This is a genomic window from Pseudomonas medicaginis (assembly GCF_965119365.1).
Classification (GTDB): Bacteria; Pseudomonadota; Gammaproteobacteria; order Pseudomonadales; family Pseudomonadaceae; genus Aquipseudomonas.
In genome coordinates this window covers 1,622,310-1,648,111 of the sequence record NZ_OZ221631.1, presented here as the reverse complement: position 1 = coordinate 1,648,111, position 25,802 = coordinate 1,622,310, and the positions used below count along the sequence as shown (strand labels likewise).

The following is a 25,802-nucleotide window of genomic DNA, read 5'->3' as shown; positions in this document are numbered from 1 at the left end:
GCTAAAAACGCTGGATAAATTTTCAGTGGTTCGGATCGGCGGCTATCATACCCCGCTAATGAATCCTGCGCAGAACGGAGTAACCCAATGACACCCTTTGCCTTCGTCTACACCCTGCATTTACTGGCGGCCCTGGTCTGGGTCGGCGGCATGTTTTTCGCCTGGATGATCCTGCGCCCTGCCGCAATGACGGCACTCGAGGGCCCTGCCCGGCTCAAGCTGTGGGTAGAAGTGTTTCAGCGTTTTTTTGTCTGGGTCTGGATTGCAGTGGTGCTTTTGCCGATCAGCGGTGTAGGCCTGATCCATCTGCGCTTCGCCGGTTTCGAAACCGCGCCGCGTTACGTACAGGTGATGATGGGGTTGTACGTGGTGATGGCAGCGCTGTTTATCCGCATCCAGGGCTTGCAGCTGCCAGCCTTGCGTAACGCCGTGACGGCCCAGGATTGGCCGGCAGGAGCGGCGGTACTGGGGAAGATCCGGCAGTTGGTGGGGATCAATCTGTTGATTGGTTTGCTGGTGGTGGCGATTGGCGCGGCGCGGCCGATGTTCTGAACATCACATAAAACCCTGTGGGAGCTTGCTCGCGATGACGGTGTATCAGGCAACACGTCATCGACTGACACAACGCCATCGCGAGCAAGCTCGCTCCCACAGGTTCAGATCAGATTTTTCTTCAGAACCGCTGCACCGTCACCGCCCCCGCCGCGCCGGCAGGCCCGGGCTGGCCGTCGGCACCGGCACGACCGCTTTTGCCGCCGTCCGCGGTATAGACCAGGCAGCCTTTGGCCTTGCCCCCAGCCCCAGGTTTACCCCCAGGTCCCGCCGCGCCACCGGCACCGCCGTCCACCGTCACCCTGATCTGCTCGGCAGGGTAGGCCTGGGGCAGTTCAAGGCGTACCTGCGCTCCAGCGGCTCCCGGTTGGCCATCGCTGCCATTGCTGCCGTCGGCACCGCGACCGGCCGAGCCCCAGGTACAACCCGGTGCCTGGCCGTTGGCACCGTCAAGGCCGACGTAACCCGGCGCACCGGTGCCACCGCGGGCGTCCACCGACAACAACGGCGCATTCAACGCCTTGAAACGCAGGTTGAGATCGCGCCCCGGCCGTGCGGCCTTGGTGTAGGTCCCCGGCGCACCGCGTGAAGTGATCTGGCTGCCTTCGCCCAGGTCGGCCCGGGCCACTTTCATTTCCAGTACCTGCTGTGCCGGTACGATGGCGATCCGCGCTTCACGCCCCAGGTGCAATTGCTCGATGGTCAGTTCCTTGACATTGGAAGGCACCAGCAGCGTGCCATAGTCGGCCACGTCCAGGCGTTCCAGGGCCAAGGTGCTGGTGGTGTTGGGCAGGCGCATCAACGAATGGCCTTCGACCTGGAGCACCTGGGCCGAAGCCCACGGACATACGAGTGCGAAAAGCAGACACAATTTACGCATGGGAAGCCTCTGGCGCGGTCGGGAGGGTTTGCAGGTGGAAGATGCCGAACAGCAACACTCTGAGGCGATCACGGCCAGCCGCGGGGCGGCCACGGAGACGGGCCCGGAACAACAGCAGCTCCAGCAGATGAAGCACCAGCAGAAACGCGCCGGCGCCATTGACCAGCAGATGCAGCGGATGGACGAACGGCACGACCAGATTGACCAGTACCACCAGCCAGAACAGCAGGGTCAGCAAGCGCCCCAGCCCCCAAAACACCTTCATACGCCCCCCTGATGGAGAATTATTCTTTGCGCGCACAGTAACGGCATGGGCGCCGGATAAGCCAGAGGGCCCGGCAAATTTAATCCAATCCGAACCCTGGCCCACCGGCTCGTCCTCCCGACGACCCGGCGGCCCTGGCCCGTACCTCAACGCTGGAGATGCAATTCAACCCGACGGTTCTGCGCCCGCCCTTCGTCGGTCTCATTGTCAGCCACCGGCTCGCTTTCGCCCTTGCCTTCGCTGGTGAGTTTGTCGGGGGCCAGCCCCTGGGTCAGCAAATATTCCACGACGCTGCTGGCCCGACGTTCAGACAGCCCCTGGTTATAGGCGTCACTGCCGACACTGTCGGTGTGGCCCACCACCCGGATATGGGTGACATTGGCATGGCTGAGCTTGCCCATCAGCCCATCGAGCTGGCTGCGAGCCTCTGCGGTGAGATCGGATTTGTCGAAATCGAACAACACCTTGCCGCTATCGTTGAGGGTAATGACCTCGCTCGCCGGCGCTTGCGGTTCGACCGGTGGCGCGCTGGCCGGGTATTGCGGCACCGGGCAACCGTGATGCTCGACGGGGGTATTGGCCGGGGTATCGGGACAACGGTCGCGGCGGTCGAACACACCGTCGTCGTCTTCATCGCCATCCTGGGCGTAGCAGATCAAACCACCGCCCAGTAACCCCAAGGCGGCGCCACCGGCGGCCCAACCGCTGCTTTCAATGGCCCCCAAACCGCCGCCGACCAAGCCGCCGATCAGACTACAGATTGGCCAGGTGCGTTGATTGAGGGGGGCGCTGCCGTCGCTGTGAGTGGCGCAACCGGACAACAGACTGCTCGCAAGCAGCACCGGCAAGGCGGCCCTGATTAGAACGTTCATGGTGAAGGCTCCTGTGTCACCGGCCCATACCGGTCACACAGGAGTAAAGACCCGCATCCGCCACTCGACAAGCCGCGGATGACAAGGGTTTCAGCGGTTTATCCGGATTTCCGTGCGGCGGTTCATCGCGCGACCGTCGGCGGTCTTGTTGTCGGCCACCGGCTGGCTCTCACCGGCGCCGGACACCGAAACAAAACTGGCCCGCGGCACGCCGTTCTCGATCAGGTATTGCACCACCGAGTTGGCCCGTTTCTCCGACAGTTTCTGGTTGTAGGCATCGCTGCCGACGCTGTCGGTGTGGCCGGTGACCCGCAGTTGCGCGGTGGACGTTTCCTGTTTCAGCCGGGTGGCGACCGTGCTCAGCACATCCTTGTCGGCCGGGGTCAGCGTGGCTTTGTTGAACTCAAAATGCACATCGCGGATCACGATGGTTTCTTCCTGGACCACGACCACCTCTTCGACCATCGGCGCCGGAGCGGGTGGCGGGCAGCCGTCGGCATCGACCTGCACGCCCTTCGGTGTGCCAGGGCACTTGTCGCGGCTGTCCGGCACGCCATCGCCGTCTTCGTCGCCGTCACCGTGCACCCAGCAATAAGCCGCTGCCATGCCGCCGACGAACAACGCGCCGCCGCCGGCCCAGGAAGTACTTTCGGTGGCGCCCAATCCTGCGCCGATCGCACCGCCGACGGCCGCACAGGTCGGCCAGTCGGTTTTCTGCAAACCTGCGCAACCAGTCAACACGCTGGTTAGCAGAACCAGGGGTAACGCTGTCCGAACTATGCTCATCGGGTTTTCTCCTTGAGGGATCGGCTTAACGCCGATTCAGGGGAGTAAAGACCCGACTTCGAATCTGCGCCAGCTTGAGCAATCACGGGTTTTCGCCCCGTGTTTGCGACGTTTGCGCACATTCAGGGACAAACCGCTCTAGGCCATGCTGTCCGGGCAGGCTATCGTGGTGGTTCTGACTGAGGAACTTCGATGACCGTTGCCATTTCTTCGCGTACGCCCCAGCAAGCCCTGGCGGCCGTGCTTGACCGTTATGCCCCGCAAACACTGCTGCTGATCGGTGCCAGCGATTTTCCCGCACTCCAAGCATTCCAGCAGGCCCACCCCGACACTGAAGTGGTCCACGCCGGCCCCGGTGCATTGCCGGCGAACGTGGCGGCGCGACGTTTTGACCTGGCCCTGGCACTCGATTGCCTGGAGCATTTGCCCAAGCGCGAGGGTCTGAACCTGTTGGGTGGCATCCGCAACCTCAACGCCAGCCGCATCGCGGTGCTGGCCGACCTCAACGCCTGCGGCTGGCAAGAGACGGACTTTTTTTCCCTGGCCCTGCAAGCCAGTGAGCGATTCCAACGTGACGATCAGGTGCTGACCCTGTTCACCTATGATCTGCTTGAATACAAACAAGTCCCCGACTGGCTCAACTCGCGTTTCTGGGCCAACCCGGAAAACTTTGGAAAATATTGGTGGTAACTGTGAACACAAGCTCGCACCCGCCCATTTGCCCCTGCGGCAGTGGCAACCCGCTGGAGGCCTGCTGCGGCCACTACCACGACGGTCACCCGGCGCCCTGTGCCGAAGCCTTGATGCGCTCGCGCTATAGCGCCTACGTGCTGGGCCTGGTGGATTATCTGGTCGCCACCACCCTGCCCGCCCAGCAACAAGGCCTCGATCGCCAGTCCATGAGCGAGTGGAGCGCCAACAGCACCTGGCTGGGGCTGGAAGTGGAAAGCAGCGAAGTGTTCGGTGGGCAACCGGAGCACGCCTTCGTCACGTTCACGGCACGCTGGCACGACGGCCAAGGCGAGCATAGCCACCGTGAACAGTCTTCGTTCGTGCAAAACGACGGGCGCTGGTACTTCATCGACCCGACCGTGCCGGTCAAGACAGGGCGCAACGACAGCTGTCCGTGCGGCAGCGGGCACAAATTCAAGAAGTGCTGCGCCGGTTACTTCAATCGCTGATTTTTCGCGAACGTCCGACGCTCTCCCATCGGCCCATCGGGCTAGACTGGGGATAAACCAGAGGCACGGACATGACCCTTCCATCATTCTTGCTGCGCGTCACCTGCCTGCTGCTGTTCATCGGGTTCGGCGGCTGTGCATCCTGGCGAGGTGAAGAAGCCCCTGAACCTCAGGTGCATCTGGTCAAGGTCGAGGTGGTGCGGGCCCGGCTGCTGGAGCAGAAGTTCCTGCTGCACTTTCGCGTCGACAACCCCGGCGACAGCGACCTGACCGTTCGCGGCCTGACCTACCGCGTCCACCTGGGCGACCTGTTGCTGACCGAAGGTGAGCATGAACACTGGTTCACCGTGCGCCCCAGGCACAGCGCCTACTTCAGGGTGCCGGTGCGCACCAACCTGTGGCCGCAGGTGCGCGAAGTGGTGAAGCTGCTGGAGAAACCCCGGGAACAGATCCCCTATCGTCTGGAAGGTGAGCTGGAAACCGGATTATTCATCGCCCACTACGTGCACCTGGCGCGCAATGGCGTGATAATCGCCGCCGATTTAATTGCGGAGTAACCCCGATGACCCAGCAACCTCACGTCCACGGCCCTGATTGCAACCACGATCACGACCATCATCATGAACATGACCACGGCCACGTCCACGGCCCGAACTGCGGCCACGCCCACCAGGAACCGGTGCGCAATGCCCTGAAGGATGTCGGTCGCAACGACCCTTGCCCATGCGGCAATGGCAAGAAATTCAAGAAGTGCCACGGGGCTTGAGGGTCCGGGCGAAAAACTTTTTCGCCTGTTAGACCGTCATCGCGAGCAAGCTCGCTCCCACAGGGGATTTGCGGTGAGGCGATATCCAATGATCGCCGCAGAGTCAATGTGGGAGCGGGCTTGCTCGCGATGAGGCCAGCACATTCACGGCTTAATGTATCAGCCAGCCTCCAGAATCCGCCTCACAGCGACCACCGTCGCATACTCCCCGTGCAAGTTGCCCAGGGACATGGCATGTACCTCGGCCGCCGAACGGGCCTGGCCGAAGTAATCGGTCTTGTCGAAGGTAAAGCAGGCGTCCTCAACCACCCAGGTGTCGAATCCCAGATTGCCGGCCGTACGCGCCGAGGACTCCACCGAGTTGTGCGTCGCCACGCCGACTATCACCAGTTGCCTGATACCGGCGTTGCGCAGGTCTTGCTCCAGGCCCGTGCCACTGAACGCATCCGGCACCTGCTTTTGAACCAACCATTCCCCGGCCATGGGCTCGAACCGCGGCTGGACCTCCACCCCCGACTGCCCCGGCCAGAACACCGAGTCCGGCGAACGGGACAAGTGGTGGACGTGAATCACCGGTCGCGCCGTGTGTCGCCAGAACGCCAGCAGTTCCAGCATGCGCAGCTCTGCCTCGGGGTTGTTGCGAGGGCCGAGCCTGGGGTGAAGGATGCCTTTTTGTTGATCGATGAGGATCAGCGCCGCGTCGTTCTGTAGCTCCATGCAGGTTTTCTCTTGCTCGGTCATTGAAGGTCCACACTTGAGCATCACCTCTTCCAACAGGCAAGCGTTCGAGCAAAAGCGATGACCGGCCCCGGAGTTTCATCGCCAAATCAACAAATAACCCTCAGCCCCGCTTGCGCGGCCCCCGCCTGCTCACTAACGTAGCGCCTTTATTGGTGCCACCCCCCCTCCCGCAGGAGCTTTGCCATGGCCTCGCCAGCCTCTATTTCCTTCATCCCCCGGTTCGGCGTTGTCGCCGCAGTGGCCAGTGTGCTCGGTTTGAGCGGATGCCAGACCTGGAATGCCCAGGACACCGTCCCGCCCACGTCTGGCGTGCAACCACTCAAGGGGCTGGCGCAGAACGTTTCGGTCCGGCGCAATGCCACGGGCATGCCGCTGATCGAAAGCAACAGCTTCCATGATGCCCTGTTCACCCTCGGCTACGTCCACGCCAGCGACCGCATCACCCAGATGGTGACCCTGCGCCTGCTGGCCCAGGGGCGGTTGGCAGAAATGTCCGGCGCCGAACGGCTGGACGTGGACCGCTACATGCGCGCCGTCAACCTGAAGAAAAACGCCGACGAGCTGTACAAGGCGTCTTCGCCACGGCTCAAGCGCTTCTTCGAAGTCTATGCCCGCGGCGTCAACGCCTACTTGTTCCGCTATCGCGACAAGTTGCCGTCGGACCTGGCGGCCACCGGCTACAAACCTGAATACTGGAAACCGGAAGATTCGGCGCTGATGTTCTGCCTGCTGAATTTCAGCCAGTCGGCCAACCTGCCGGAAGAAATCGCCAGCCTGGTACTGGCCCAGACCGTCACTCACGACAAACTCGCCTGGCTGAGCCCTTCCTATCCGGACGAGCAACTGCCCATGGCCGAGGCCGACAAGCTCCAGGGCCTGCGCCTCAACGGCCAGATCCCGGGCCTGAACGAGATCAGCAAGGCTACCCGCCAGTTGGCCGGGCTGAACCTGTTGGGTGCTGCGTCTGCAAGCAACTGGGCCATCGCGCCGCAACGCAGCCGCAGCGGCAAGAGCCTGCTGGCCAGCGACAGCCATGGGCCGCTGGGCATGCCGGGGCTGTGGAGCCCCGTACAGATCCGCGCCCCCAAGTACCAGGCGGCCGGGATCTCCGTGGCGGGCATCCCGATGATCCTGGCCGGGTTCAACGGCAAAGTGGCCTGGAGCATGACCAGCGTACTGGGGGACAACCAGGACCTGTTCCTGGAAAAGATCCGCCGCCAGGGCAATGGCCTGTCCTACGAGGTCAACGGCAGATGGCAACCGGCGATCGTGCGCAACGAAACCTACTTCATCAAAGGCCAGCGGCCGATTCGTGAAGCCGTGTTCGAAACCCGCCACGGCCCGTTGCTCAACAGCGCCCAGGGTCCCGCCATGGCCAACGGCTTTGGCCTGGCCTTGCAGACGCCGAGCCTCAGTGACGACAAGACCCTGGACGCTTTTTTCGACCTGTCTCGCGCACAGAACGTCGAGAAAGCCTCCGATGCCAGCCGGGAAATCCGCGCCATGGCCGTGAACCTGGTCTTTGCCGACGCCAGCCATGTCGGCTGGCAAGTCACCGGTCGCTACCCGAACCGCCGTGAAGGCGAAGGCCTGTTGCCATCGCCGGGTTGGGACGGCCGCTACGATTGGGACGGTTATGCCGACCCGATGCTGCACCCCTACGATCAAGACCCGGCCCAGGGCTGGCTCGGCACGGCCAACCAACGGGTCATTCCCCATGGCTACGGCATGCAGTTATCGAACTCCTGGGGTTCGCCGGAACGCGGCGAACGCATGGCCGAACTGGCCGGCGCCGGCAAGCACGACACCCGCAGCCTGACCGCCATGCAATACGACCAGACCACGACGTTCGCGGCCAAGCTCAAGCAAGTCTTCGAAGCCCCGGGCATGAGCCAGCCGCTCAAACAGGCGATCGAAGCCCTGCCGGTGACTGACCGGGCCAAGGCTCGCGAGGCCTATACCCGCTTGATGGCATTCGATGGCCGGCTCAGCCCGACCTCCGCCGACGCGGCGGTCTATGAGCTGTTCCTGCAGGAAAGCATGAAGCAGATTTTCCTCGACGAGCTGGGCCCGGACAGCAGCCCGGCGTGGCAGGCACTGGTCGCCAACGGCCAATTGTCCTACTCGGCCCAGGCCGATCATCTGCTGGGCCGTGAAGACAGCCCGTTCTGGGACGATGTGCGCACTCCCCAGAAAGAAGACAAGGCCGTCATCCTCGCCCGCAGCCTGGCCGCCACCATCAGCACCGGTGACAGCCTGTTGGGCGGTGACCACAAGGCCTGGCAGTGGGGGCAATTGCATCGCTACGCGTGGAAGAACAGCCCCGACCAGATCGTACGCGGCCCACTGCCGGCCGGTGGTGACGCCACCACGCTCAACACGGCCGCGTTCGCCTGGGGCCAGGACTTCACGACCACCCTGGCACCTGCCATGCGCTTTATCGTTGATTTCGGCCAACCCGAGCCGTTGATGATCCAGGACGGCGCCGGCCAGTCCGGCAACCCGGCCAGCCCGCACTATGCCAATGGCATCGATCCGTGGATCAAGGGCCAGTACCAGAACCTGCCATTACAACCGCAGAACTTCGACCGGGCCTATGGCAAGACACGGTTGACCTTGGTGCCAGGTAAATAGCCGCCACACGCTTGATGCGGTGGGAGCAAGGCGTGCTCCCACCGCATCAAACCCAATAGAACTTCTCTCCCCACCCTCGCCTCTACCTGACAAGCCCATCACCCCGGTGACTGCATGGATCTTGTCATTGCCCGCCCCGAAGGCCTGTACTGTCCGCCTGGCGATTTCTACATCGACCCGTGGCGCCCGGTCGAACGCTCGGTCATCACCCACGCCCACGGCGACCACGCCCGCAACGGCAACCAACACTACCTGGCTGCGGCACCCGGCGAGGGCATCCTGCGGTCGCGCCTGGGCGAGGACATCCACCTGCAAACCCTGCCCTACGGCGAACGCCTGTCCCATCATGGCGTGACCTTGAGCTTTCACCCCGCCGGCCATGTGCTGGGCTCGGCCCAGGTGCGACTGGAATATCAAGGCGAGGTCTGGGTGGCATCGGGGGATTACAAAGTCGAGCCCGACGGCACCTGCACCCCGTTCGAGCCGGTGAAATGCCACACTTTCATCACGGAATCCACCTTCGGCCTGCCCATCTATCGCTGGCAACCCCAGGCCCAGGTCTTCGACGAGATCAACCAGTGGTGGCGCGGGAACATCGCAGTCGGCCGGGCCAGCGTGTTGTTCTGCTATTCCTTCGGCAAGGCCCAGCGAATTCTGCACGGCATCGATGACACCCTCGGGCCGATCCTCGCCCATGGCGCGGTAGAACCGCTGAACCGGGTCTACCGCGAGGCCGGGGTTCATCTGCCGCCGACGATCTACGCCGGCGACATCAAGAAGAACGACCCGATCATGGGCCAGGCGCTGGTCATCGCCCCGCCCTCTGCCGGGGGCAGCAGTTGGATGCGCCGCTTCGGTGACTACAGCGACGCTTTCGCCAGCGGCTGGATGCGCCTGCGGGGCACGCGCCGGCGGCGCGGCGTGGACCGGGGGTTCGTGCTGTCCGATCATGCCGACTGGCCTGGCCTGCTCTGGGCCATCGAACAGACCGGCGCCGAGCGGGTGATGGTCACGCACGGCTCGGTGGGCGTGCTGGTGCGCCACTTGTGCGAGCAAGGCCTCGACGCCCAGGGTTTCACCACGCAGTACGGCGACGATGAAGAAGACCTCGCCCAAGCGCCCGACAGCGGCGAGGCCCCCCTATGAAAGCCTTCGCCGAGCTGTACGCCGAACTGGACGCCACCACCTCCAGCAATGCCAAGCTTGCCGCCATGCAAGGGTATTTCAGCAAGGCACCCCCGGAAGACGCCGCCTGGGCGGTGTATTTCCTCTCCGGCGGGCGTCCGCGGCAGTTGGTGCCGGTAAAAATCCTGCGGGAGCTGGCGGTCCGGGTATCCGGGTTGTCGCTCTGGCTGTTCGAGGAAAGTTATCAGGCCGTGGGCGACCTGGCTGAAACCATTTCGCTGGTCTTGCCCGAATCGCCGCACCGGTCCGATGAAGGCCTGGCGTTGTGGATCGAAGAGAAACTGCTGCCGTTGCGTGGCGAGTCGCCCGACGTCCTGGCTGAACGGCTCCCGGCGCTGTGGGCGCAGCTCGACCGGCCGAGCCTGATGCTCTGCATCAAACTCATCACCGGCAGTTTCCGGGTTGGCGTGTCCAAGCTGTTGGTGACCCGGGCCCTGGCGACCATGGCCGGGCTGGACAGCAAGCGGGTGGCCCAACGACTGGTGGGCTATACCGATCTGTCCCATCGCCCCACGGCAGCCCGCTACCTCAAGCTGGTCGCAGCCGAGTCCGACGATGAGCATGCCCAGCGCGGTGGCCAGCCTTATCCGTTTTTCCTGGCCCATGGGTTGTCTGCACCCGTGGAGCAGTTCGACGCGCTGCTGGGGCCCGCCACTGATTGGCAGGTGGAATGGAAATGGGATGGCATCCGATCCCAGGTGATCAAGCGTGACGGCCATTTGTGGATCTGGTCGCGAGGCGAGGATCTGGTCACTGAACGCTTTCCGGAATTGCACTCACTGGCCCAGGCGCTGCCCGACGGCACGGTGATCGACGGTGAAATCGTGGTCTGGAAAGCCCCGCAGTCGGTCACCGAAGACGCCTTCGCCCCCGATGCACCGTTGCAACCGGCCGTGCAACCCTTCGCCCTGTTGCAGCAGCGCATCGGGCGCAAGACCCTGGGCAAGAAAATCCTCGACGACGCCCCCGTGGTGGTGATGGCCTACGACCTGCTGGAATGGCAAGGCGAAGACTGGCGCAGCCGTCCCCAGGCCGAGCGCCGCGAACAACTGGAAGCTCTGATCGCCCGTACTCAAAGCCCGGTGCTGTTGCCATCGCCGACCGTTACCGGCCAGGACTGGCCCGACCTTGCCCGGCAGCGCGAAGCCTCTCGCAGCCTCGGCGTCGAAGGCATGATGCTCAAGGCCCGCAACGCCTTGTACGGCGTCGGCCGCACCAAGGATATGGGCGTGTGGTGGAAGTGGAAGATCGACCCGTTCAGCGTCGACGCGGTGCTGATCTACGCCCAGCGCGGCCACGGCCGGCGCGCCAGCCTGTACAGCGACTACACCTTCGCCGTGTGGGACAACCCGCCGGACAGTCGTGAACGAACACTGGTGCCATTCGCCAAGGCCTATTCAGGGCTGACCGATGCAGAAATGCGCCAGGTCGACAGCATCGTGCGCAAGACCACCGTGGAGAAGTTCGGCCCGGTGAGCAGTGTCACCCCCACCCTGGTGTTCGAACTGGGCTTTGAGGGTATTGCCTTGTCCAAGCGCCACAAGAGCGGGATCGCTGTGCGCTTCCCGCGGATGCTGCGCTGGCGCCAGGACAAGAATGTCGAGGAGGCGGACACGCTGGCGACGCTTCAGGACCTGTTGAAAGGTTGACCGCCCTTCTGCGACCAAAGCCAATATAACTGCGGCGCGTTGGTGCCCAGCCATCATCCCCACATACGTGAGGAAAACAGTGTGGATCGTCGATGAACAGTATTGAAGGATATGTACCCAGATGGGCTTTATACGCTTATAAAAAACTATTGAGACCCTGCACACTAGCAGTTTTCTGACGCCGTAATTGCGTCACCAGAGTATTTATAACAACTGAAAAAAACCGACTTGCTCTTTTAATGAGCAATGCTAACGTGACATCAGACCCACTATTATTCAAGTGTCTCCAATCGTCCATATCTACGCCTCGCCCTCATGTAACAGTGACGGGGGATACCATCATTCGAGGAGTCGACGACACCTGCCCCCCAGTGTGAAGCCGAGCGAGACCTCCCCCAATGGCATGGCGACCGGAGTGACATCCAAGACGTGCCATTCACACGAGCAGGGGAGTCCGATATGCGCGCAGAGCAGCGTTTTCATTCACTGGACAGTTTCAGGGGGTTGATGGCCATTTCAGTAATGCTCTATCACTTACGCGTCAGCGGTAGTTTTACCGAATGGTTGTTTTTCCGTCACGCTGAAGTCTTTGTATCTTTCTTTTTTGTATTGAGCGGCTTTGTATTGACGCACGCCTATGGCCGTTCGGCAAAGTTTAACTTTAAAAAATTCTTCATATCACGAACCTTTCGCTTGCTTCCCCTGCACCTCTTTATGTTGGGCGCCTTTATACTGTTAGAGTGCGGTCGATATTGGGCTGCCCAAAAAGGCATGGACTTCAACAATGTGCCATTCTCGGGAAAGTTCGCCCCTTCTGAAATCCTGCCAAATGCGCTGCTGTTGCAATCCTGGACGCATTTGACTAACCCGCTGTCGTTCAACTATCCGTCTTGGAGCATCAGTATCGAGTATTACACCTACATGATCTTCGCCCTGATCGTGAGTATCGCCTTCGGCATCAGGACGTGGGTATGGGTAACGGTGGTGCTCGTGGCCTTGGCGCTGATGTATGCAGGCAATACCTTCTTCACCATCGAATCGCTGCGCGGCCTCGCTTACTTTTTCACTGGCTGTCTGGCTTACGTCGTTTACCTGAGGCTTCCCCAGCCCAGCCGGGCCCAGACCGGATTACTGACCACGCTTGAAGTGGCGGCACTGACAGTGGCGCCGATTTTCGTAATCAGCGATTTTGCAGGCAAGGCGTTGTGGGCCAGCCCGTTGTTCGGTGTCATCGTGGTGCTATTCGCCTTTGATCGCGGCGCCGTGTCTCGGTTGTTGGCCGGTCGTGGCTTCGCTTTTCTCGGCAAGTTGTCTTATTCCATCTACCTGACCCATGCGGCCGTTCTGTTTTGCGTAGTGTCGGCATTCATGGTGGCGAAGAAAATCCTTGGCGTTGACATTGCACCGGTGATCGACGGAACTCGGTACCTGGACCTCGGGAATGTATCGCTCAATAACCTCATCGCTTTGCTGGTAGTGGGAACGGTCGTCCTGGTGTCGATGTTCACCTACCGATATGTCGAAATGACCGGGCAATCCCTCGGGCGAGCGCTGAGCAATTCGCCCTCGCACAACGCTCCGGTATTGAGACCTGATACCGAGGCCTGAAAAAACGGACGAAAAACGTCAGACCGCAGGCTTTCCATCAAAGGCCTGCCCCTGCGCGGTCAGTCACTACGCCACCGACGGCGGGTACTCGCCATCCTGGTGCATCTTTTGATGTACGCTCCCCCCCCGCGCACCATCGCATTGCACTGCCTGTCACCGGAGCTTTTAAAACACTTGTTCGGCACTCTGGTTCGGAAATTGCTACCTTTATGCCGTCATACCGTTCTCGCCTTCACCGGTAACAATACTTACGCGCCACAAGCGCTCAAATTGGTTTTAGGGACTCAATAATGAAAAAAGCACTGCTGACCCTTTCTGCACTGGCGTTGTGCATGGCCGCTGGCGTCGCCACAGCCAAGGAATACAAGGAACTGCGTTTTGGTGTCGATCCTTCCTACGCCCCGTTCGAATCCAAGGCCGCCGACGGCAGCCTGGTCGGTTTCGACATCGACCTGGGCAACGCGATCTGCGCAGAGCTGAAGGTCAAATGCAAATGGGTCGAAAGCGATTTCGACGGCATGATCCCGGGCCTCAAGGCCAACAAATTCGACGGCGTGATCTCCTCCATGACCGTTACCCCGGCCCGGGAGAAAGCCATCGACTTCTCCAGCGAGCTGTTCTCCGGCCCAACGGCCTATGTCTTCAAGAAGGGCTCGGGCCTGAGCGAAGACGTTGCCTCGCTCAAAGGCAAGACCGTCGGCTACGAGCAAGGCACCATCCAGGAAGCCTACGCCAAGGCCGTGCTGGACAAGGCCGGCGTCAAGACCCAGGCCTACCAGAACCAGGATCAGGTCTATGCCGACCTGACCTCCGGCCGTCTTGACGCAGCGATCCAGGACATGCTCCAGGCTGAACTGGGCTTCCTGAAATCGCCAAAAGGCGAAGGCTATGAAGTCAGCAAGCCGGTGGACAGCGAACTGCTGCCTTCCAAGACCGCCATCGGTATCAAGAAGGGTAACAGTGAGCTGAAGGCCCTTTTGGATAAAGGTATCAAAGCGTTACACGACGACGGCAAGTACGCCGAGATCCAGAAAAAACACTTTGGCGATCTGAATCTGTACAGCGGCAAATAATGCGCGGCGCCCACCCGGTCTCGGGTGGGCGTCTTTTTTCTGCCAAAGGCAATTTCCATGTTCGAACAATTCCTACAAAGTCTGGGGCTCTCGGCCTTCAGCCTGCAGGGTTTCGGCCCGCTGCTGATGCAAGGCACCTGGATGACGATCAAACTGTCGGCCCTGTCCCTATTGTTGAGCGTCGCGCTCGGCCTGCTGGGTGCCAGCGCCAAGCTGTCCCGCGTCAAACTGCTGAGAATTCCCGCCCAGCTCTACACCACGCTGATCCGCGGCGTGCCGGACCTGGTGCTGATGCTGCTGATCTTCTACAGCCTGCAAACCTGGCTGACCTCGTTTACCGACTTCATGGAATGGGAATACATCGAGATCAACCCATTCGGCGCCGGGGTGATCACCCTGGGCTTCATCTATGGCGCGTATTTCACCGAAACTTTTCGCGGTGCGATTCTCGCGGTCCCCCGGGGCCAGGTCGAAGCCGCCACGGCCTATGGCCTCAAGCGTGGCCAGCGCTTTCGCTTCGTGGTCTTTCCACAAATGATGCGATTTGCCCTGCCGGGTATCGGCAACAACTGGATGGTGATGCTCAAGGCCACCGCGCTGGTGTCGATCATCGGCCTGGCCGACCTGGTCAAGGCGGCCCAGGATGCGGGCAAGAGCACCTATCAGCTGTTCTACTTCCTGGTGCTGGCTGCCTTGATCTACCTGCTGATCACCAGCGCGTCCAATTTCATCCTGCGCTGGCTTGAACGCCGCTACGCCGCCGGAGCCCGGGAGGCGGTGCGATGATCGAACTTCTACAGGAATACTGGCGCCCCTTTCTCTACAGCGACGGCGTCAACATCACCGGCCTGGCCATGACCCTGTGGCTGCTCAGCGCCTCGCTGCTGATCGGCTTCGTGGTATCGATCCCACTGTCCATCGCCCGGGTTTCGCCCAGGGTCTACGTACGCTGGCCCGTGCAGTTCTACACCTACCTGTTCCGTGGCACGCCGCTCTATATCCAGTTGCTGATCTGCTACACCGGTATCTACAGCCTCGAGTCAGTGCGCGCACAACCCTTGCTCGACAGTTTCTTTCGCGACGCGATGAACTGCACCATCCTGGCCTTTGCCTTGAACACCTGCGCCTACACCACGGAAATTTTCGCCGGGGCGATTCGCAGCATGAACCATGGCGAAGTGGAAGCGGCCAAGGCCTATGGCCTGACCGGCTGGAAACTGTACGCCTACGTGATCATGCCCTCGGCACTGCGGCGCTCGCTGCCGTACTACAGCAACGAAGTCATCTTGATGCTGCACTCGACGACCGTGGCGTTCACCGCTACCGTTCCAGACGTGCTGAAAGTCGCCCGGGATGCCAACTCGGCGACGTTCCTGACGTTCCAGTCGTTCGGGATTGCCGCATTGATCTACCTGACTGTCACCTTTGCACTGGTGGGCCTCTTCCGCCTCGCCGAACGCCGATGGCTGGCCTTCCTCGGGCCCACCCACTAGGGCTTTTGTTCCAGGACACACACGCACATGCGCCACCAGATCCATGACCTGCTGTCCCCGGTACCGGGGACTGCACGCAAGATCCACAGCTTCCACTTCGGCCCGGAAAAGGCCGTCGGCAAAATCTATATCCAGTCGTCCCTGCACGCCGATGAACTGCCGGGCATGCTGGTCGCCTGGCACCTCAAGCAACGCTTGGCCGAGCTCGAAGCGTCGGGCCACCTGCGGCACGAGATCGTGCTGGTGCCGGTCGCCAACCCCATCGGCCTCGAACAAGTGCTGATGGACGTGCCCCTGGGCCGCTACGAAACCGAAAGCGGGCAGAACTTCAACCGCCGCTTCGTCGACCTGAGCGAAGAGATCGGCAACGAAATCCAGGACCTGCTCACCGACGATCCGCAGCACAACCTGATGCTGATCCGCACCAGCCTGCGCGATGCCCTCGCCCGCCAGACCCCAGGCACCCAACTGCAATCCCTGCGCCTGGCCCTGCAACGGCTGGCCTGCGACGCGGACATGGTGCTGGACCTGCATTGCGACTTCGAAGCCGTGGCCCACCTCTACACCACGCCCGAGGCCTGGCCCCAGGTCGAGCCGCTGGCCCGCTACATCGGCGCCGAAGCGAGCCTGCTGGCGACCGATTCGGGCGGCCAGTCGTTCGACGAATGCTTCACCCTGCTCTGGTGGCAACTCAAGGAACGCTTCGGCGAACGCTTCGAGATTCCCCTGGGCAGTTTTTCGGTCACCGTGGAGTTGCGTGGCCAGGGTGACGTCAACCACGGGCTGGCGAGCCTGGACTGCCAGGCCCTGATCGAATACCTGATCCGTTTCGGCGCCATCGACGGCGAACCGATGCCCATGCCCGAACTGCCCTACCCGGCCACGCCGCTGGCCGCAGTCGAGCCGGTGGCGACCCCCGTGGGCGGATTGCTGGTCTACAGCGCCCTGCCCGGCGAGTACCTGGAGGCGGGGCAACTGATCGCGGAAATCATCGACCCGGTCAACGACACCGTCACCCCCGTTCATTGCCGTAACGCCGGGCTGCTGTACGCTCGTTCGCTGCGCCGCATGGCCACGGCCGGCATGGTGATCGCCCATGTCGCCGGCACCGAGGCCTACCGCAGCGGCTACCTACTTTCGCCTTGAGGATGCATGCTCCATGTACAAACTGACCATCGAAGGCCTGCATAAAAGCTATGGCGAACATGAAGTGCTCAAGGGCGTTTCGCTCAAGGCCAAGACCGGCGACGTCATCAGCCTCATCGGCGCCAGCGGCTCGGGCAAAAGTACCTTTCTGCGCTGCATCAATTTCCTGGAACAACCCAACGACGGCACCATGACCCTGGATGGCCAACCGATCCAGATGATCAAGGACCGCCACGGCATGCATGTGGCCGACGCCGACGAGCTGCAACGTATCCGCACGCGCCTGGCCATGGTGTTCCAGCATTTCAACCTGTGGAGCCACATGACCGTACTGGAAAACATCACCATGGCGCCCCGCCGGGTGTTGGGTGTGAGCAAGCAGGAAGCCGACGACCGCGCCCGTCGTTACCTCGACAAGGTCGGCCTGCCGGCGCGGGTCGCCGAGCAGTACCCGGCGTTTCTCTCCGGCGGCCAGCAACAGCGCGTGGCCATTGCCCGTGCGCTGGCGATGGAACCGGAAGTGATGCTGTTCGACGAACCCACCTCGGCCCTGGACCCGGAACTGGTGGGTGAAGTGCTGAAGGTGATTCAGGGCCTGGCCGAAGAAGGCCGGACCATGATCATGGTGACCCACGAAATGAGCTTCGCCCGCAAAGTCTCGAACCAGGTGCTGTTCCTGCACCAGGGCCGGGTGGAAGAAGAAGGCGCGCCGCAAGACGTGCTGGACAATCCCACCAGTGAACGGCTCAAGCAGTTTCTCAGTGGCAACCTGAAGTAAACCTCGGCACACCTGAATTGAGGAGCCAGGTACTGCTCTTGTGGCGAGGGGATTTATCCCCGCTGGGCTGCGAAGCTGCCCCTCAGTAAATCACCTCGGTGCGTCTGGCAAATTATTCTTGAGCTTTTTGGGGCTGCTTCGCAGCCCAACGGGGATAAATCCCCTCGCCACAGGGTTTTTAAAACCTTTCACATCCCGCCGTGGTCACTGAAGGAGGACTTCCAGGGCGCACGCGGCAGGCATGGCGACATCCAACGACTTCGCAAGACAGTGGTTCAGCGCCCGGGGCTGGAAACCGTTCGCCTTTCAGAAACAGGTGTGGACCGCGGTCAAGCGAGGGGAATCCGGGCTGCTGCACGCCAGCACCGGTGCCGGCAAGACCTACGCCGTCTGGTTTGCGGCCCTCAACCGTTTCGCCCGCCTCGCCCCGCCGCCGGACAAACCACGCAAACGCAAACCACCGGCCGAACCGCTGACGGTGCTGTGGATCACACCGATGCGCGCCCTGGCCGCCGACACCGGAAAAGCCCTCGAAGCGCCCCTGACGGACCTGCAAGTGCCCTGGAGTGTCGGCCTGCGCACCGGCGACACCAGCGCCAGTGAGCGTGCCCGCCAGGGCCGACGCCTGCCCACCGCGCTGATCACCACGCCCGAAAGCCTGACCCTGATGCTCGCCCGGGCCGATGCGCAAGCCGCTGTCTCGACCCTGCGCATGGTGGTGGTGGATGAATGGCACGAGTTGCTCGGCAACAAACGTGGCGTGCAGTTGCAGCTGGCCCTGGCGCGCTTGCGGCACTGGCATCCCGGACTCATCGTCTGGGGCGTTTCCGCGACCCTGGGCAACCAGGCCCACGCCGAGCAGGTGTTGATCCCCCAAGGCCACGGGATCAGCGTGCAGGGGGCCAACAGCAAGGCGCTGCAGGTCGACACGCTGCTGCCCCCGGCCCTCGAACGTTTCCCCTGGGCCGGTCACATCGGCTTGAAGATGCTGCCCCAGGTCGTGGCCGAAATCGACGCCAGCCGCAGTTGCCTGGTCTTCACCAACACCCGGGCGCAGTCGGAAATCTGGTACCAGGCCGTCCTGGAAGCCAGGCCCGACTGGGCCGGGCTGATCGCCTTGCACCATAGTTCGCTGGCGCGCGACACCCGGGATTGGGTAGAGCGAGCCTTGAAGGATGGCCAGCTCAAAGCAGTGGTCTGCACCTCCAGCCTGGACCTGGGGGTGGATTTCCTGCCGGTGGAACGGGTGCTGCAGATCGGCTCGGCCAAGGGGGTGGCGCGGCTGATGCAGCGGGCCGGGCGTTCCGGCCACGCACCGGGTCGGACCTCGCGGGTGACACTGGTGCCGACCCACAGCCTGGAACTGATCGAGGCCGCTGCCGCCCAGGACGCCGTGTCCCAGCGGCGCATCGAACCTCGCGAATCGCCGCACAAACCGCTGGACGTCCTGGTGCAGCACTTGGTGAGCATGGCCTTGGGCGGCGGCTTCGTGCCCGACGAATTGTTCGCGGAGGTGCGGGGGGCCTGGGCCTACCGCGACCTCAACCCAGCCGAATGGGCCTGGGCCTTGGCTTTTGTACGCCACGGCGGCCTGTCACTGACCGCCTACCCTGATTATCGCCGGGTCGAGCCGGACGAACACGGGATCTGGCGAGTGCCCGATGCCCGCCTGGCCCGGCGTCACCGCATGAGCATCGGCACCATCGTCAGCGATGCCAGCCTGCAATTGAAGTTCTGGAGCAAGGGTGGCGGTGGCAAGAACCTGGGCAGCGTAGAGGAAGGCTTCATTGCCCGCCTGCGACCCGGTGACGGTTTCCTGTTCGCCGGTCGGCTGTTGGAGTTGGTCAGGGTCGAAGACATGACCGCCTACGTACGCCGCAGCCAGACCAAGAAGGCCGCCGTGCCCCGCTGGAACGGTGGGCGCATGCCGCTCTCCAGCGAATTGGCGACCGCCGTCGTAGCCCGTTTGAGCGAAGCCGCCGCAGGCCGCTTCGAGGGCCCGGAGATGCATGCCGTACAGCCCATGCTGTTGACCCAGCAACGCTGGTCCGGCTTGCCCACGCAACACACCTTGCTGGCCGAAACCCTCAAGTCCCGGGAAGGCTGGCATCTGTTCCTGTACCCGTTTGCCGGGCGCCAGGTGCATCTGGGCCTGGCCAGCCTCCTGGCCTGGCGCGTCAGTCGGCAACAGCCGGTGACGTTCTCCATTGCGGTCAACGACTACGGCCTGGAACTGCTCAGCGCCACGGCAGTGGATTGGTCGCACTTCCTGACCCCGGGCCTGATGAGCGTCGATCACCTGCTGGCCGATGTGCTCGCCAGCCTGAATGCCGGGGAGTTGGCCCTGCGGCGCTTTCGCGAAATCGCCCGGATCGCCGGATTGGTCTTCGCCGGCTACCCCGGTGCGCCGAAAAGCACCCGGCAAGTCCAGGCCTCCAGCGGCCTGTTCTTCCAAGTGTTCAAGCAATACGACGCCGATAACCTCCTGCTCGCCCAGGCCGGGGAGGAAGTCCTGCGAGAAGAATTGGATATCCGTCGACTGGAGCAGACCTTGCAACGCCTCAATGCCTTGAAGCTGGACCTGCACGTGATCAAGCGCCCCACCCCGCTGGGATTTCCGCTGTTGGTGGAGCGGTTTCGGGAAAGCATGAGCTCGGAAAAGCTCGCCGACCGCATCCGGCGGATGGTCAACGAGCTGGAAAAGACTGCCGATCGCGGTGACGTCTGATGCCAGCGCCGTATCCCGTCAACCTGGCTGGCGAAGCACTTTGGTTGCTCCCGGAAAAAGCCCTGTACTGGCCCGCCCAGGAAACCCTGATGGTGGCCGACGTGCATTTCGGCAAGGCCGCCGCCTACCGTAGCCTCGGGCAACCGGTGCCCCACGGCACCACCGCCAGCAACATTGCGGTGCTGGATGGCTTACTGGCCAACCTACCGTGCCGACAGCTGATTTTTCTCGGGGACTTTCTCCACGGCCCAGGTTCCCACGCACCCGGCACCTTGAAGGCACTTTCCGCCTGGCGTGAGCGACATCCGCACCTGGCCATCACGCTGATTCGCGGCAACCACGACAAACGCGCCGGCGACCCACCGCCAGCGCTGAACATTCGCGTGGTACCAGAGCCGTTGCTGCTGGGCCCTTTCGCCGTGCAACACGAGCCCACCCCACACCCCAGCCGCCATGTACTGGCCGGTCACGTGCACCCGGTCTACCACCTGAGCGGCAGGGGCCGGCAACGCCTGCGCCTGGCCTGCTTCCGCCTCGGCAGCCAGATCAGCCTCCTGCCGGCGTTCGGCGCGTTTACGGGAGGTCATCGGATCGAGCAGCACAACGACTGCCGGATCTTCGTCATCGGCGACAACGAAATATGGCCCGTCAGCTGAAGCCATTGCGCTTCAGTTGACGGGCCATACGGTCGATCAAGCCACGGGGGCAGGAGGCGGCTCGTCCGGAATAGTCGGTTCGCCGGGTTCGGTGGGATCCGTGGGATTGGGATCAGGATCGGGGTCACCCGGAATGCCGCCTGCCGCTTCCACAGGGTGGGCCAGCAGTGACCAGGCCATGACCCCGATCTGATTGGGCTCAAGCCTTGCCAGTTCGGCACTGATTCGCGGATCGATCTTCATAGAGCAACTCCTGAGCGAAGGCCCGCTGCGTTGACGCATAAAAACGGGCAGTACACGCAATAGAGTGTCTGCCCGCTCAGGAATTCCAACAGCTCGTCAGATTCAGGTGCGCGGCAGCGTCACGCCGCGCTGGCCCTGGTACTTGCCGCCACGGTCCTTGTAGGACACTTCGCATTCTTCATCGGATTCAAGGAACAGCATCTGCGCCACACCCTCGTTGGCGTAGATCTTCGCCGGCAGGGTCGTGGTGTTGGAGAATTCCAGGGTCACGTGACCTTCCCACTCGGGCTCCAGCGGCGTGACGTTGACGATGATGCCGCAACGGGCGTAGGTGCTCTTGCCCAGGCAGATGGTCAGCACGTTGCGCGGAATACGGAAGTACTCGACGGTGCGGGCCAGGGCGAAGGAGTTCGGCGGGATGATGCAGACGTCGCTCTTGACGTCGACGAAGCTCTTCTCGTCGAAATTCTTCGGATCGACGGTGGCCGAATTGATGTTGGTGAACACCTTGAACTCGTCGGCGCAGCGCACGTCGTAGCCGTAGCTGGAGACACCGAAGGAGATCAGCCGGTCGGCGCCTTCGCCACGCATCTGGCGCTCGACGAAGGGCTCGATCATGCCGTGCTCTTGCGCCATGCGGCGAATCCACTTGTCCGATTTGATGCTCATGGCGGTTTCCTGAAATAGCGAGGTGGAAAAAATACGTCCGGCATCTTACCGGGGCACGGGGCCGGGTTCAAAGCGCGGCACGCAAATCTCGCCGATCCACCTTGATTTCCGGGTCCTGCCGGCCATCGCCCGCGCCGTCAGTCACCAAATAAGAGAAACCTTCGCAAAGACCATTGGCACATCCTGGAAAAAGGGTTAAGGTGGCGCCACTGTGCTGCTTGTGTCACTGAGAATCTCTACACGATATGTTGAATTTCGATCCAACCATCTACAAGAATTTTTCCTGCTCTTTGCACTCAGTCTCGGCCAGGGTTCTTCCTGAGTCGCAGTTATCTTTGTTCAAGGAGTTACACCATGTCTAATCGCCAAACCGGTACCGTTAAGTGGTTCAACGATGAAAAAGGCTTCGGCTTCATCACTCCACAATCCGGTGACGACCTGTTCGTTCACTTCAAAGCTATCCAATCCGACGGCTTCAAAAGCCTGAAAGAAGGCCAACAGGTTTCTTTCATCGCTACCCGCGGTCAGAAAGGCATGCAAGCTGAAGAAGTTCAAGTTATCTAACTTGTCCTTGCTTTAGTAAAAGGCCCCGCCCTCAAAAGCGGGGCTTTTTTGTGCCTGTCTGTTTTTCCCGGCACACAAAAAACTGTGGGAGCGAGCTTGCTCGCGATAGCGGTGGACCAGCAACATCAACGCTGACTGATAATCCGCTATCGCGAGCAAGCTCGCTCCCACAGGTTGTTTCGGGGTTCGACCTACCAGGTCACGCCAAACCCGGCCGTGTACCGCGTCTTGCTCAAGTCACTGTCTTCAGTGCCTTCAATGACATCCTTCTCGGCCTTGAGGTTGAGCGAGGCCCAGTCGGTGACCTTGTAGCGCAACCCCAACTCGGCGTCATAAGCGTACTCCGCCACGCCGGACAGCGGCTTGCCCACTTCGCCGTTGGTAAAGAACTCCACGCGCTTGCCAATCAGGTAGCGGTTGTAGTCCCACTTCATGGCCACGGAATAGAAGTTGTCCTTGCCACCATCGCGGTACTCGTAGTCGGTGCGGTTGAGCAGCGACCCCAAGGAGAACGCCCCCAGCTCATCGTCCCAGAACTGGTAGCCCGGACCGGTACCTACCACGCGCTGACGCGCCAGGTCTTCGACTTTGTCGCGCTTGTAATTGAGGCGACCTTGCCAGAACCATTTGTCGGTGATGAACCGATCAAGGGAGTACTCCAAGCGCCAGTTATCGGTGGACACCACGTCATCCTGGAACTCACGGTTGTATTCGCCTTCGGCGGTGTGCCGCCACCTGCCGTGGCGCGCCGAGGTCTTGAAGTCGACGTCGTAGTCGTCGGTGTCGTTTTCCGCACGTTGATAATCCAGTGCGGCATCGATATTGCCTTTCCACACCAGATCCTCGACCACCGGCTTGGGCTTGAGTATCTGCTGGATACTGGCCAGTTCGACAGTCTTGGGTCCATCACCGTTGGCCAGGGTGACCTTGCCATCTTCGGCCGCCTGCAGCGCCTTGGCCTTCTCACCGGTGTAGGCATCCTGCTTGACCAAGAGCTGCTGGTCACTCTCCAGGGTCTTGACCTGCTTCCAGTCGACGGGAATCGCGCCGGCATAATCGGTCTGGATCAGCAACTTGCCGCCATCGAAAACGGTAATCTTGCCACTGAGTTTATCCCCATTCTTCAACCAGACAGTGTCGGCAAGCAGGGGCATGGAGGCGCTGGTAACAGCCAGGCATAGCAGGGTTCTAGACAACATAAGCAATAAAGGGCTCAAGTTCGCGGTGAAAAGGCGGCATTATCCCCCAGGATGACACCTCAGCAAGGACTGACCCGTGTAGGGCTGATGAGTTCATTTCTCAACCAGTCCTGTAGGAATTAACCTACAGACGGACATCTCATTTCAGGAACCTATACGTGACTGACACCCCAGCGGACACCGAAAATGCCGCCCAAATCCGCCGCACGACCCTTTACCTGACCCTGGCCCAGGTGCCTGCGGGCAAGGTCGTCACCTATGGCCAACTCGCCGAAATGGCCGGCCTGGGCCGCGCGGCACGCTGGGTTGGCAGAACCCTCAGCCAACTGCCGAACGACACCAAGCTGCCCTGGCATCGGGTATTGGCTGCCGGTGGTCGGATCAGCCTGCCGGCAGGCAGTGCCTCAGGAGACGAACAGCGCGCACGCCTGCGCATGGAAGGGGTCAGTGTCCTGAACAATCGTGTTGATATTCAGCGCCATGGCTGGCGCCCGGTAGAGCACAGCGGTTAGAGTGCGCGCTTTGTTTTCGCAATTTTTGAGGCAGACTCCAGCCCATGCCCCGTAAAACCTGGCGCGCCGCCCTCGCCGCCTATGCCAGTCCCTCAACGCTTGTGCTGTTGCTGCTTGGCTTCGCCGCCGGCTTGCCATACATGCTGGTGTTCTCCACGCTTTCGGTCTGGTTGCGCGAAGCCGGCGTGGCTCGCGAAACCATCGGCTACGCCAGCCTGATCGGCCTGGCGTATGCCTTTAAATGGGTCTGGTCGCCACTGCTCGACCAATGGCGCCTGCCGCTGCTGGGCAAACTGGGGCGCCGTCGTTCGTGGCTGGTGCTCTCCCAGACCCTGGTGATACTGGGTCTGATCGGCATGGGTTTCTGCGACCCTCAAAAACACCTGTCATGGTTGATCGCCATCGCCGTGATCGTAGCCTTCGCCTCCGCGACGCAGGACATCGCCGTCGATGCGTACCGCCTGGAGATCGCCGACGACACCCGACAGGCCGCGCTCGCCGCCAGCTACATGTCCGGTTACCGCATCGCCGCGCTACTGGCCACCGCCGGCGCCCTGTTCTTCGCCGAAGGCTTTGGCTCTACCGGCTTCAACTACAAACACTCGGCCTGGGCCGGGACCTACCTGTTGTTTGGCGTCTTGATGGTCCCGGCGCTCCTCACCTCCCTGTTCATGCGCGAGCCACCGGTGCCGCTGCGCACTCAGTTGCAGGCCGGACGCTACACATTCGTTCATCAGCTGGCGTCGGTATTCGTGCTGATCGTGCTGCTGGTCTCCGTCCCGGCGATGTTTACCCAACTGTTCAACACTGACTTCGCCAGCGTGCTGTTCGAGGGCGTGAGCCTGCTCGACCTGCTGCTCGAAGACCGCGCCTTCCTGCGGGCCATCCTCTATATCCTCCTCACCGCCCTGTGCCTGTCGGCCATGGGTCGGCGCGGACTGGCGCCGGTGCTGACGCCGATCAACGACTTCATCCTGCGTTATCGCTGGCAGGCCCTGCTGCTGCTCGGGCTGATCGCAACCTACCGGATGTCCGACACGGTCATGGGCGTCATGGCCAACGTGTTCTACATCGACCAGGGGTTTACCAAGGACCAGATCGCCAGCGTCAGCAAGATTTTCGGGCTGATCATGACCCTCGTCGGTGCCGGCATGGGCGGCCTGCTGATCGTGCGTTTCGGCATCCTGCCCATCCTGTTCATCGGCGGTGTCGCCTCGGCCGCTACCAACATCCTCTTCCTGATGCTGACCGACATGGGCGCCAACCTGAAGATGTTGATCGTCACCATCTCCCTGGACAACTTCAGCTCCGGCCTGGCCACTTCGGCATTCGTCGCCTACCTGTCGAGCCTGACCAACCTGAAGTTCTCCGCCACCCAATACGCCCTGCTCAGCTCGATCATGCTGTTGCTCCCACGCTTGATCGGCGGTTACTCAGGGGTGATGGTGGAGAAGTTCGGCTATCACAATTTCTTCCTGATCACCGCCCTGCTCGGCGTGCCGACCCTGCTGCTGATCGCCTTGCACTGGTTCCAGGAGAACCGTCGCCAGGACTCGATACCCACCGAGGAACCGGCGCCCACCCGGCCCGCGGAAGAATCGTAGGAAACTTCAGCAAACGCC

The 25,802-nt window shown here is 61.9% G+C and carries 27 protein-coding genes; 19 read left to right on the top strand and 8 right to left on the bottom strand.

Features of this window, described 5'->3' with window-relative positions; translation table 11 throughout:
* The first annotated feature begins 87 nt into the window (after positions 1-87).
* Positions 88-552 carry a CopD family protein gene (locus tag ACMTA2_RS07275; RefSeq protein ID WP_413794302.1) on the top strand — a complete coding sequence of 155 codons (465 nt, stop codon included), beginning with the start codon at positions 88-90 and terminating at the stop codon, positions 550-552.
* Positions 553-673: 121 nt separating this feature from the next.
* On the opposite strand, the gene ACMTA2_RS07270 is transcribed toward ACMTA2_RS07275, so the two are convergent.
* From ACMTA2_RS07270 to ACMTA2_RS07255, 4 genes are all read right to left on the bottom strand, one after another.
* On the bottom strand, positions 674-1,432 hold the full coding sequence (locus ACMTA2_RS07270; RefSeq protein ID WP_413794301.1) for a collagen-like protein: 759 nt from the start codon (positions 1,430-1,432) through the stop codon (positions 674-676).
* Complete coding sequence (locus tag ACMTA2_RS07265) at positions 1,425-1,697, bottom strand: DUF1145 domain-containing protein (RefSeq protein ID WP_413794300.1); 273 nt, start codon at positions 1,695-1,697, stop codon at positions 1,425-1,427. Before ACMTA2_RS07265 ends, ACMTA2_RS07270 begins: the two co-directional genes overlap by 8 nt.
* 146 nt (positions 1,698-1,843) lie before the next feature.
* Positions 1,844-2,569, bottom strand: a complete 726-nt coding sequence (locus tag ACMTA2_RS07260) for a PA1041 family peptidoglycan-binding anchor lipoprotein (protein WP_413794299.1) — start codon at positions 2,567-2,569, stop codon at positions 1,844-1,846.
* 90 nt (positions 2,570-2,659) lie between these two features.
* A complete protein-coding gene (locus ACMTA2_RS07255) occupies positions 2,660-3,355 on the bottom strand; it encodes a PA1041 family peptidoglycan-binding anchor lipoprotein (RefSeq protein WP_413794298.1) in 696 nt (231 codons plus the stop codon).
* 192 nt (positions 3,356-3,547) lie between these two features.
* Here ACMTA2_RS07255 and ACMTA2_RS07250 point away from each other — a divergent pair, with 192 nt between their 5' ends.
* The 4 genes from ACMTA2_RS07250 (at position 3,548) to ACMTA2_RS07235 (ending at position 5,302) form a co-directional block, all read left to right on the top strand.
* Positions 3,548-4,045 carry a DUF6231 family protein gene (locus tag ACMTA2_RS07250; protein ID WP_413794297.1) on the top strand — a complete coding sequence of 166 codons (498 nt, stop codon included), beginning with the start codon at positions 3,548-3,550 and terminating at the stop codon, positions 4,043-4,045.
* Between the two features lie 2 nt (positions 4,046-4,047).
* Complete coding sequence (locus ACMTA2_RS07245) at positions 4,048-4,536, top strand: YchJ family protein (RefSeq protein ID WP_413794296.1); 489 nt, start codon at positions 4,048-4,050, stop codon at positions 4,534-4,536.
* Positions 4,537-4,607: 71 nt separating this feature from the next.
* On the top strand, positions 4,608-5,093 hold the full coding sequence (locus tag ACMTA2_RS07240; protein ID WP_413794295.1) for an LEA/WHy family protein: 486 nt from the start codon (positions 4,608-4,610) through the stop codon (positions 5,091-5,093).
* Between the two features lie 5 nt (positions 5,094-5,098).
* A complete protein-coding gene (locus tag ACMTA2_RS07235; protein ID WP_034154967.1) occupies positions 5,099-5,302 on the top strand; it encodes an SEC-C metal-binding domain-containing protein in 204 nt (67 codons plus the stop codon).
* A gap of 159 nt (positions 5,303-5,461) precedes the next feature.
* Here ACMTA2_RS07235 and ACMTA2_RS07230 read toward each other — a convergent pair whose 3' ends face one another.
* Positions 5,462-6,019 (bottom strand): cysteine hydrolase family protein, encoded by a 558-nt coding sequence (locus ACMTA2_RS07230; protein ID WP_413795606.1) that lies wholly within the window; start codon positions 6,017-6,019, stop codon positions 5,462-5,464.
* Between the two features lie 207 nt (positions 6,020-6,226).
* Between ACMTA2_RS07230 and ACMTA2_RS07225 the strand changes: the two genes are divergently transcribed.
* The 11 genes from ACMTA2_RS07225 (at position 6,227) to pdeM (ending at position 20,993) form a co-directional block, all read left to right on the top strand.
* The gene (locus tag ACMTA2_RS07225) at positions 6,227-8,677 is read left to right on the top strand and encodes a penicillin acylase family protein (protein ID WP_413794294.1); all 2,451 of its coding nucleotides are present in this window, start codon (positions 6,227-6,229) and stop codon (positions 8,675-8,677) included.
* 114 nt (positions 8,678-8,791) lie between these two features.
* Positions 8,792-9,823: a ligase-associated DNA damage response exonuclease gene (locus tag ACMTA2_RS07220; protein ID WP_413794293.1), complete on the top strand. Its 1,032-nt coding sequence runs from the start codon at positions 8,792-8,794 to the stop codon at positions 9,821-9,823.
* Positions 9,820-11,511: an ATP-dependent DNA ligase gene (locus tag ACMTA2_RS07215; RefSeq protein ID WP_413794292.1), complete on the top strand. Its 1,692-nt coding sequence runs from the start codon at positions 9,820-9,822 to the stop codon at positions 11,509-11,511. The genes ACMTA2_RS07220 and ACMTA2_RS07215 overlap by 4 nt, the downstream gene beginning before the upstream one ends.
* Before the next feature lie 459 nt (positions 11,512-11,970).
* Positions 11,971-13,119, top strand: coding sequence for an acyltransferase family protein (locus ACMTA2_RS07210; RefSeq protein ID WP_413794291.1), 1,149 nt, complete (start codon positions 11,971-11,973; stop codon positions 13,117-13,119).
* Positions 13,120-13,409: 290 nt separating this feature from the next.
* The gene (locus tag ACMTA2_RS07205; RefSeq protein WP_092144170.1) at positions 13,410-14,192 is read left to right on the top strand and encodes a transporter substrate-binding domain-containing protein; all 783 of its coding nucleotides are present in this window, start codon (positions 13,410-13,412) and stop codon (positions 14,190-14,192) included.
* A gap of 57 nt (positions 14,193-14,249) precedes the next feature.
* Complete coding sequence (locus ACMTA2_RS07200) at positions 14,250-14,978, top strand: ABC transporter permease (protein WP_413794290.1); 729 nt, start codon at positions 14,250-14,252, stop codon at positions 14,976-14,978.
* Positions 14,975-15,685 (top strand): ABC transporter permease, encoded by a 711-nt coding sequence (locus ACMTA2_RS07195; RefSeq protein WP_413794289.1) that lies wholly within the window; start codon positions 14,975-14,977, stop codon positions 15,683-15,685. Before ACMTA2_RS07200 ends, ACMTA2_RS07195 begins: the two co-directional genes overlap by 4 nt.
* 27 nt (positions 15,686-15,712) lie before the next feature.
* Positions 15,713-16,831 carry a succinylglutamate desuccinylase/aspartoacylase family protein gene (locus ACMTA2_RS07190; protein ID WP_413794288.1) on the top strand — a complete coding sequence of 373 codons (1,119 nt, stop codon included), beginning with the start codon at positions 15,713-15,715 and terminating at the stop codon, positions 16,829-16,831.
* 13 nt (positions 16,832-16,844) lie between these two features.
* Positions 16,845-17,609 carry an ABC transporter ATP-binding protein gene (locus tag ACMTA2_RS07185; RefSeq protein WP_413794287.1) on the top strand — a complete coding sequence of 255 codons (765 nt, stop codon included), beginning with the start codon at positions 16,845-16,847 and terminating at the stop codon, positions 17,607-17,609.
* Between the two features lie 241 nt (positions 17,610-17,850).
* The gene (locus ACMTA2_RS07180; protein WP_413794286.1) at positions 17,851-20,337 is read left to right on the top strand and encodes a ligase-associated DNA damage response DEXH box helicase; all 2,487 of its coding nucleotides are present in this window, start codon (positions 17,851-17,853) and stop codon (positions 20,335-20,337) included.
* Positions 20,337-20,993: a ligase-associated DNA damage response endonuclease PdeM gene (pdeM, locus tag ACMTA2_RS07175; protein ID WP_413794285.1), complete on the top strand. Its 657-nt coding sequence runs from the start codon at positions 20,337-20,339 to the stop codon at positions 20,991-20,993. The genes ACMTA2_RS07180 and pdeM overlap by 1 nt, the downstream gene beginning before the upstream one ends.
* A 36-nt stretch (positions 20,994-21,029) precedes the next feature.
* Here pdeM and ACMTA2_RS07170 read toward each other — a convergent pair whose 3' ends face one another.
* Both ACMTA2_RS07170 and dcd read right to left on the bottom strand, forming a co-directional pair.
* A complete protein-coding gene (locus ACMTA2_RS07170; RefSeq protein WP_413794284.1) occupies positions 21,030-21,236 on the bottom strand; it encodes a hypothetical protein in 207 nt (68 codons plus the stop codon).
* Between the two features lie 102 nt (positions 21,237-21,338).
* Positions 21,339-21,905: a dCTP deaminase gene (gene dcd, locus ACMTA2_RS07165; protein ID WP_003184751.1), complete on the bottom strand. Its 567-nt coding sequence runs from the start codon at positions 21,903-21,905 to the stop codon at positions 21,339-21,341.
* A 354-nt stretch (positions 21,906-22,259) separates the two neighbouring features.
* Here dcd and ACMTA2_RS07160 point away from each other — a divergent pair, with 354 nt between their 5' ends.
* Positions 22,260-22,469, top strand: coding sequence for a cold-shock protein (locus ACMTA2_RS07160; protein WP_002554837.1), 210 nt, complete (start codon positions 22,260-22,262; stop codon positions 22,467-22,469).
* 191 nt (positions 22,470-22,660) lie between these two features.
* Here the strand turns inward: ACMTA2_RS07160 and ACMTA2_RS07155 are convergent, their stop codons facing one another.
* Positions 22,661-23,668: a DUF481 domain-containing protein gene (locus ACMTA2_RS07155; protein ID WP_413794283.1), complete on the bottom strand. Its 1,008-nt coding sequence runs from the start codon at positions 23,666-23,668 to the stop codon at positions 22,661-22,663.
* 158 nt (positions 23,669-23,826) lie between these two features.
* Here ACMTA2_RS07155 and ACMTA2_RS07150 point away from each other — a divergent pair, with 158 nt between their 5' ends.
* Together ACMTA2_RS07150 and ACMTA2_RS07145 are read left to right on the top strand one after the other, a co-directional pair.
* On the top strand, positions 23,827-24,180 hold the full coding sequence (locus ACMTA2_RS07150; protein WP_122565400.1) for an MGMT family protein: 354 nt from the start codon (positions 23,827-23,829) through the stop codon (positions 24,178-24,180).
* A gap of 44 nt (positions 24,181-24,224) precedes the next feature.
* Positions 24,225-25,784 carry an AmpG family muropeptide MFS transporter gene (locus ACMTA2_RS07145; RefSeq protein WP_413794282.1) on the top strand — a complete coding sequence of 520 codons (1,560 nt, stop codon included), beginning with the start codon at positions 24,225-24,227 and terminating at the stop codon, positions 25,782-25,784.
* Positions 25,785-25,802 lie beyond the last annotated feature (18 nt).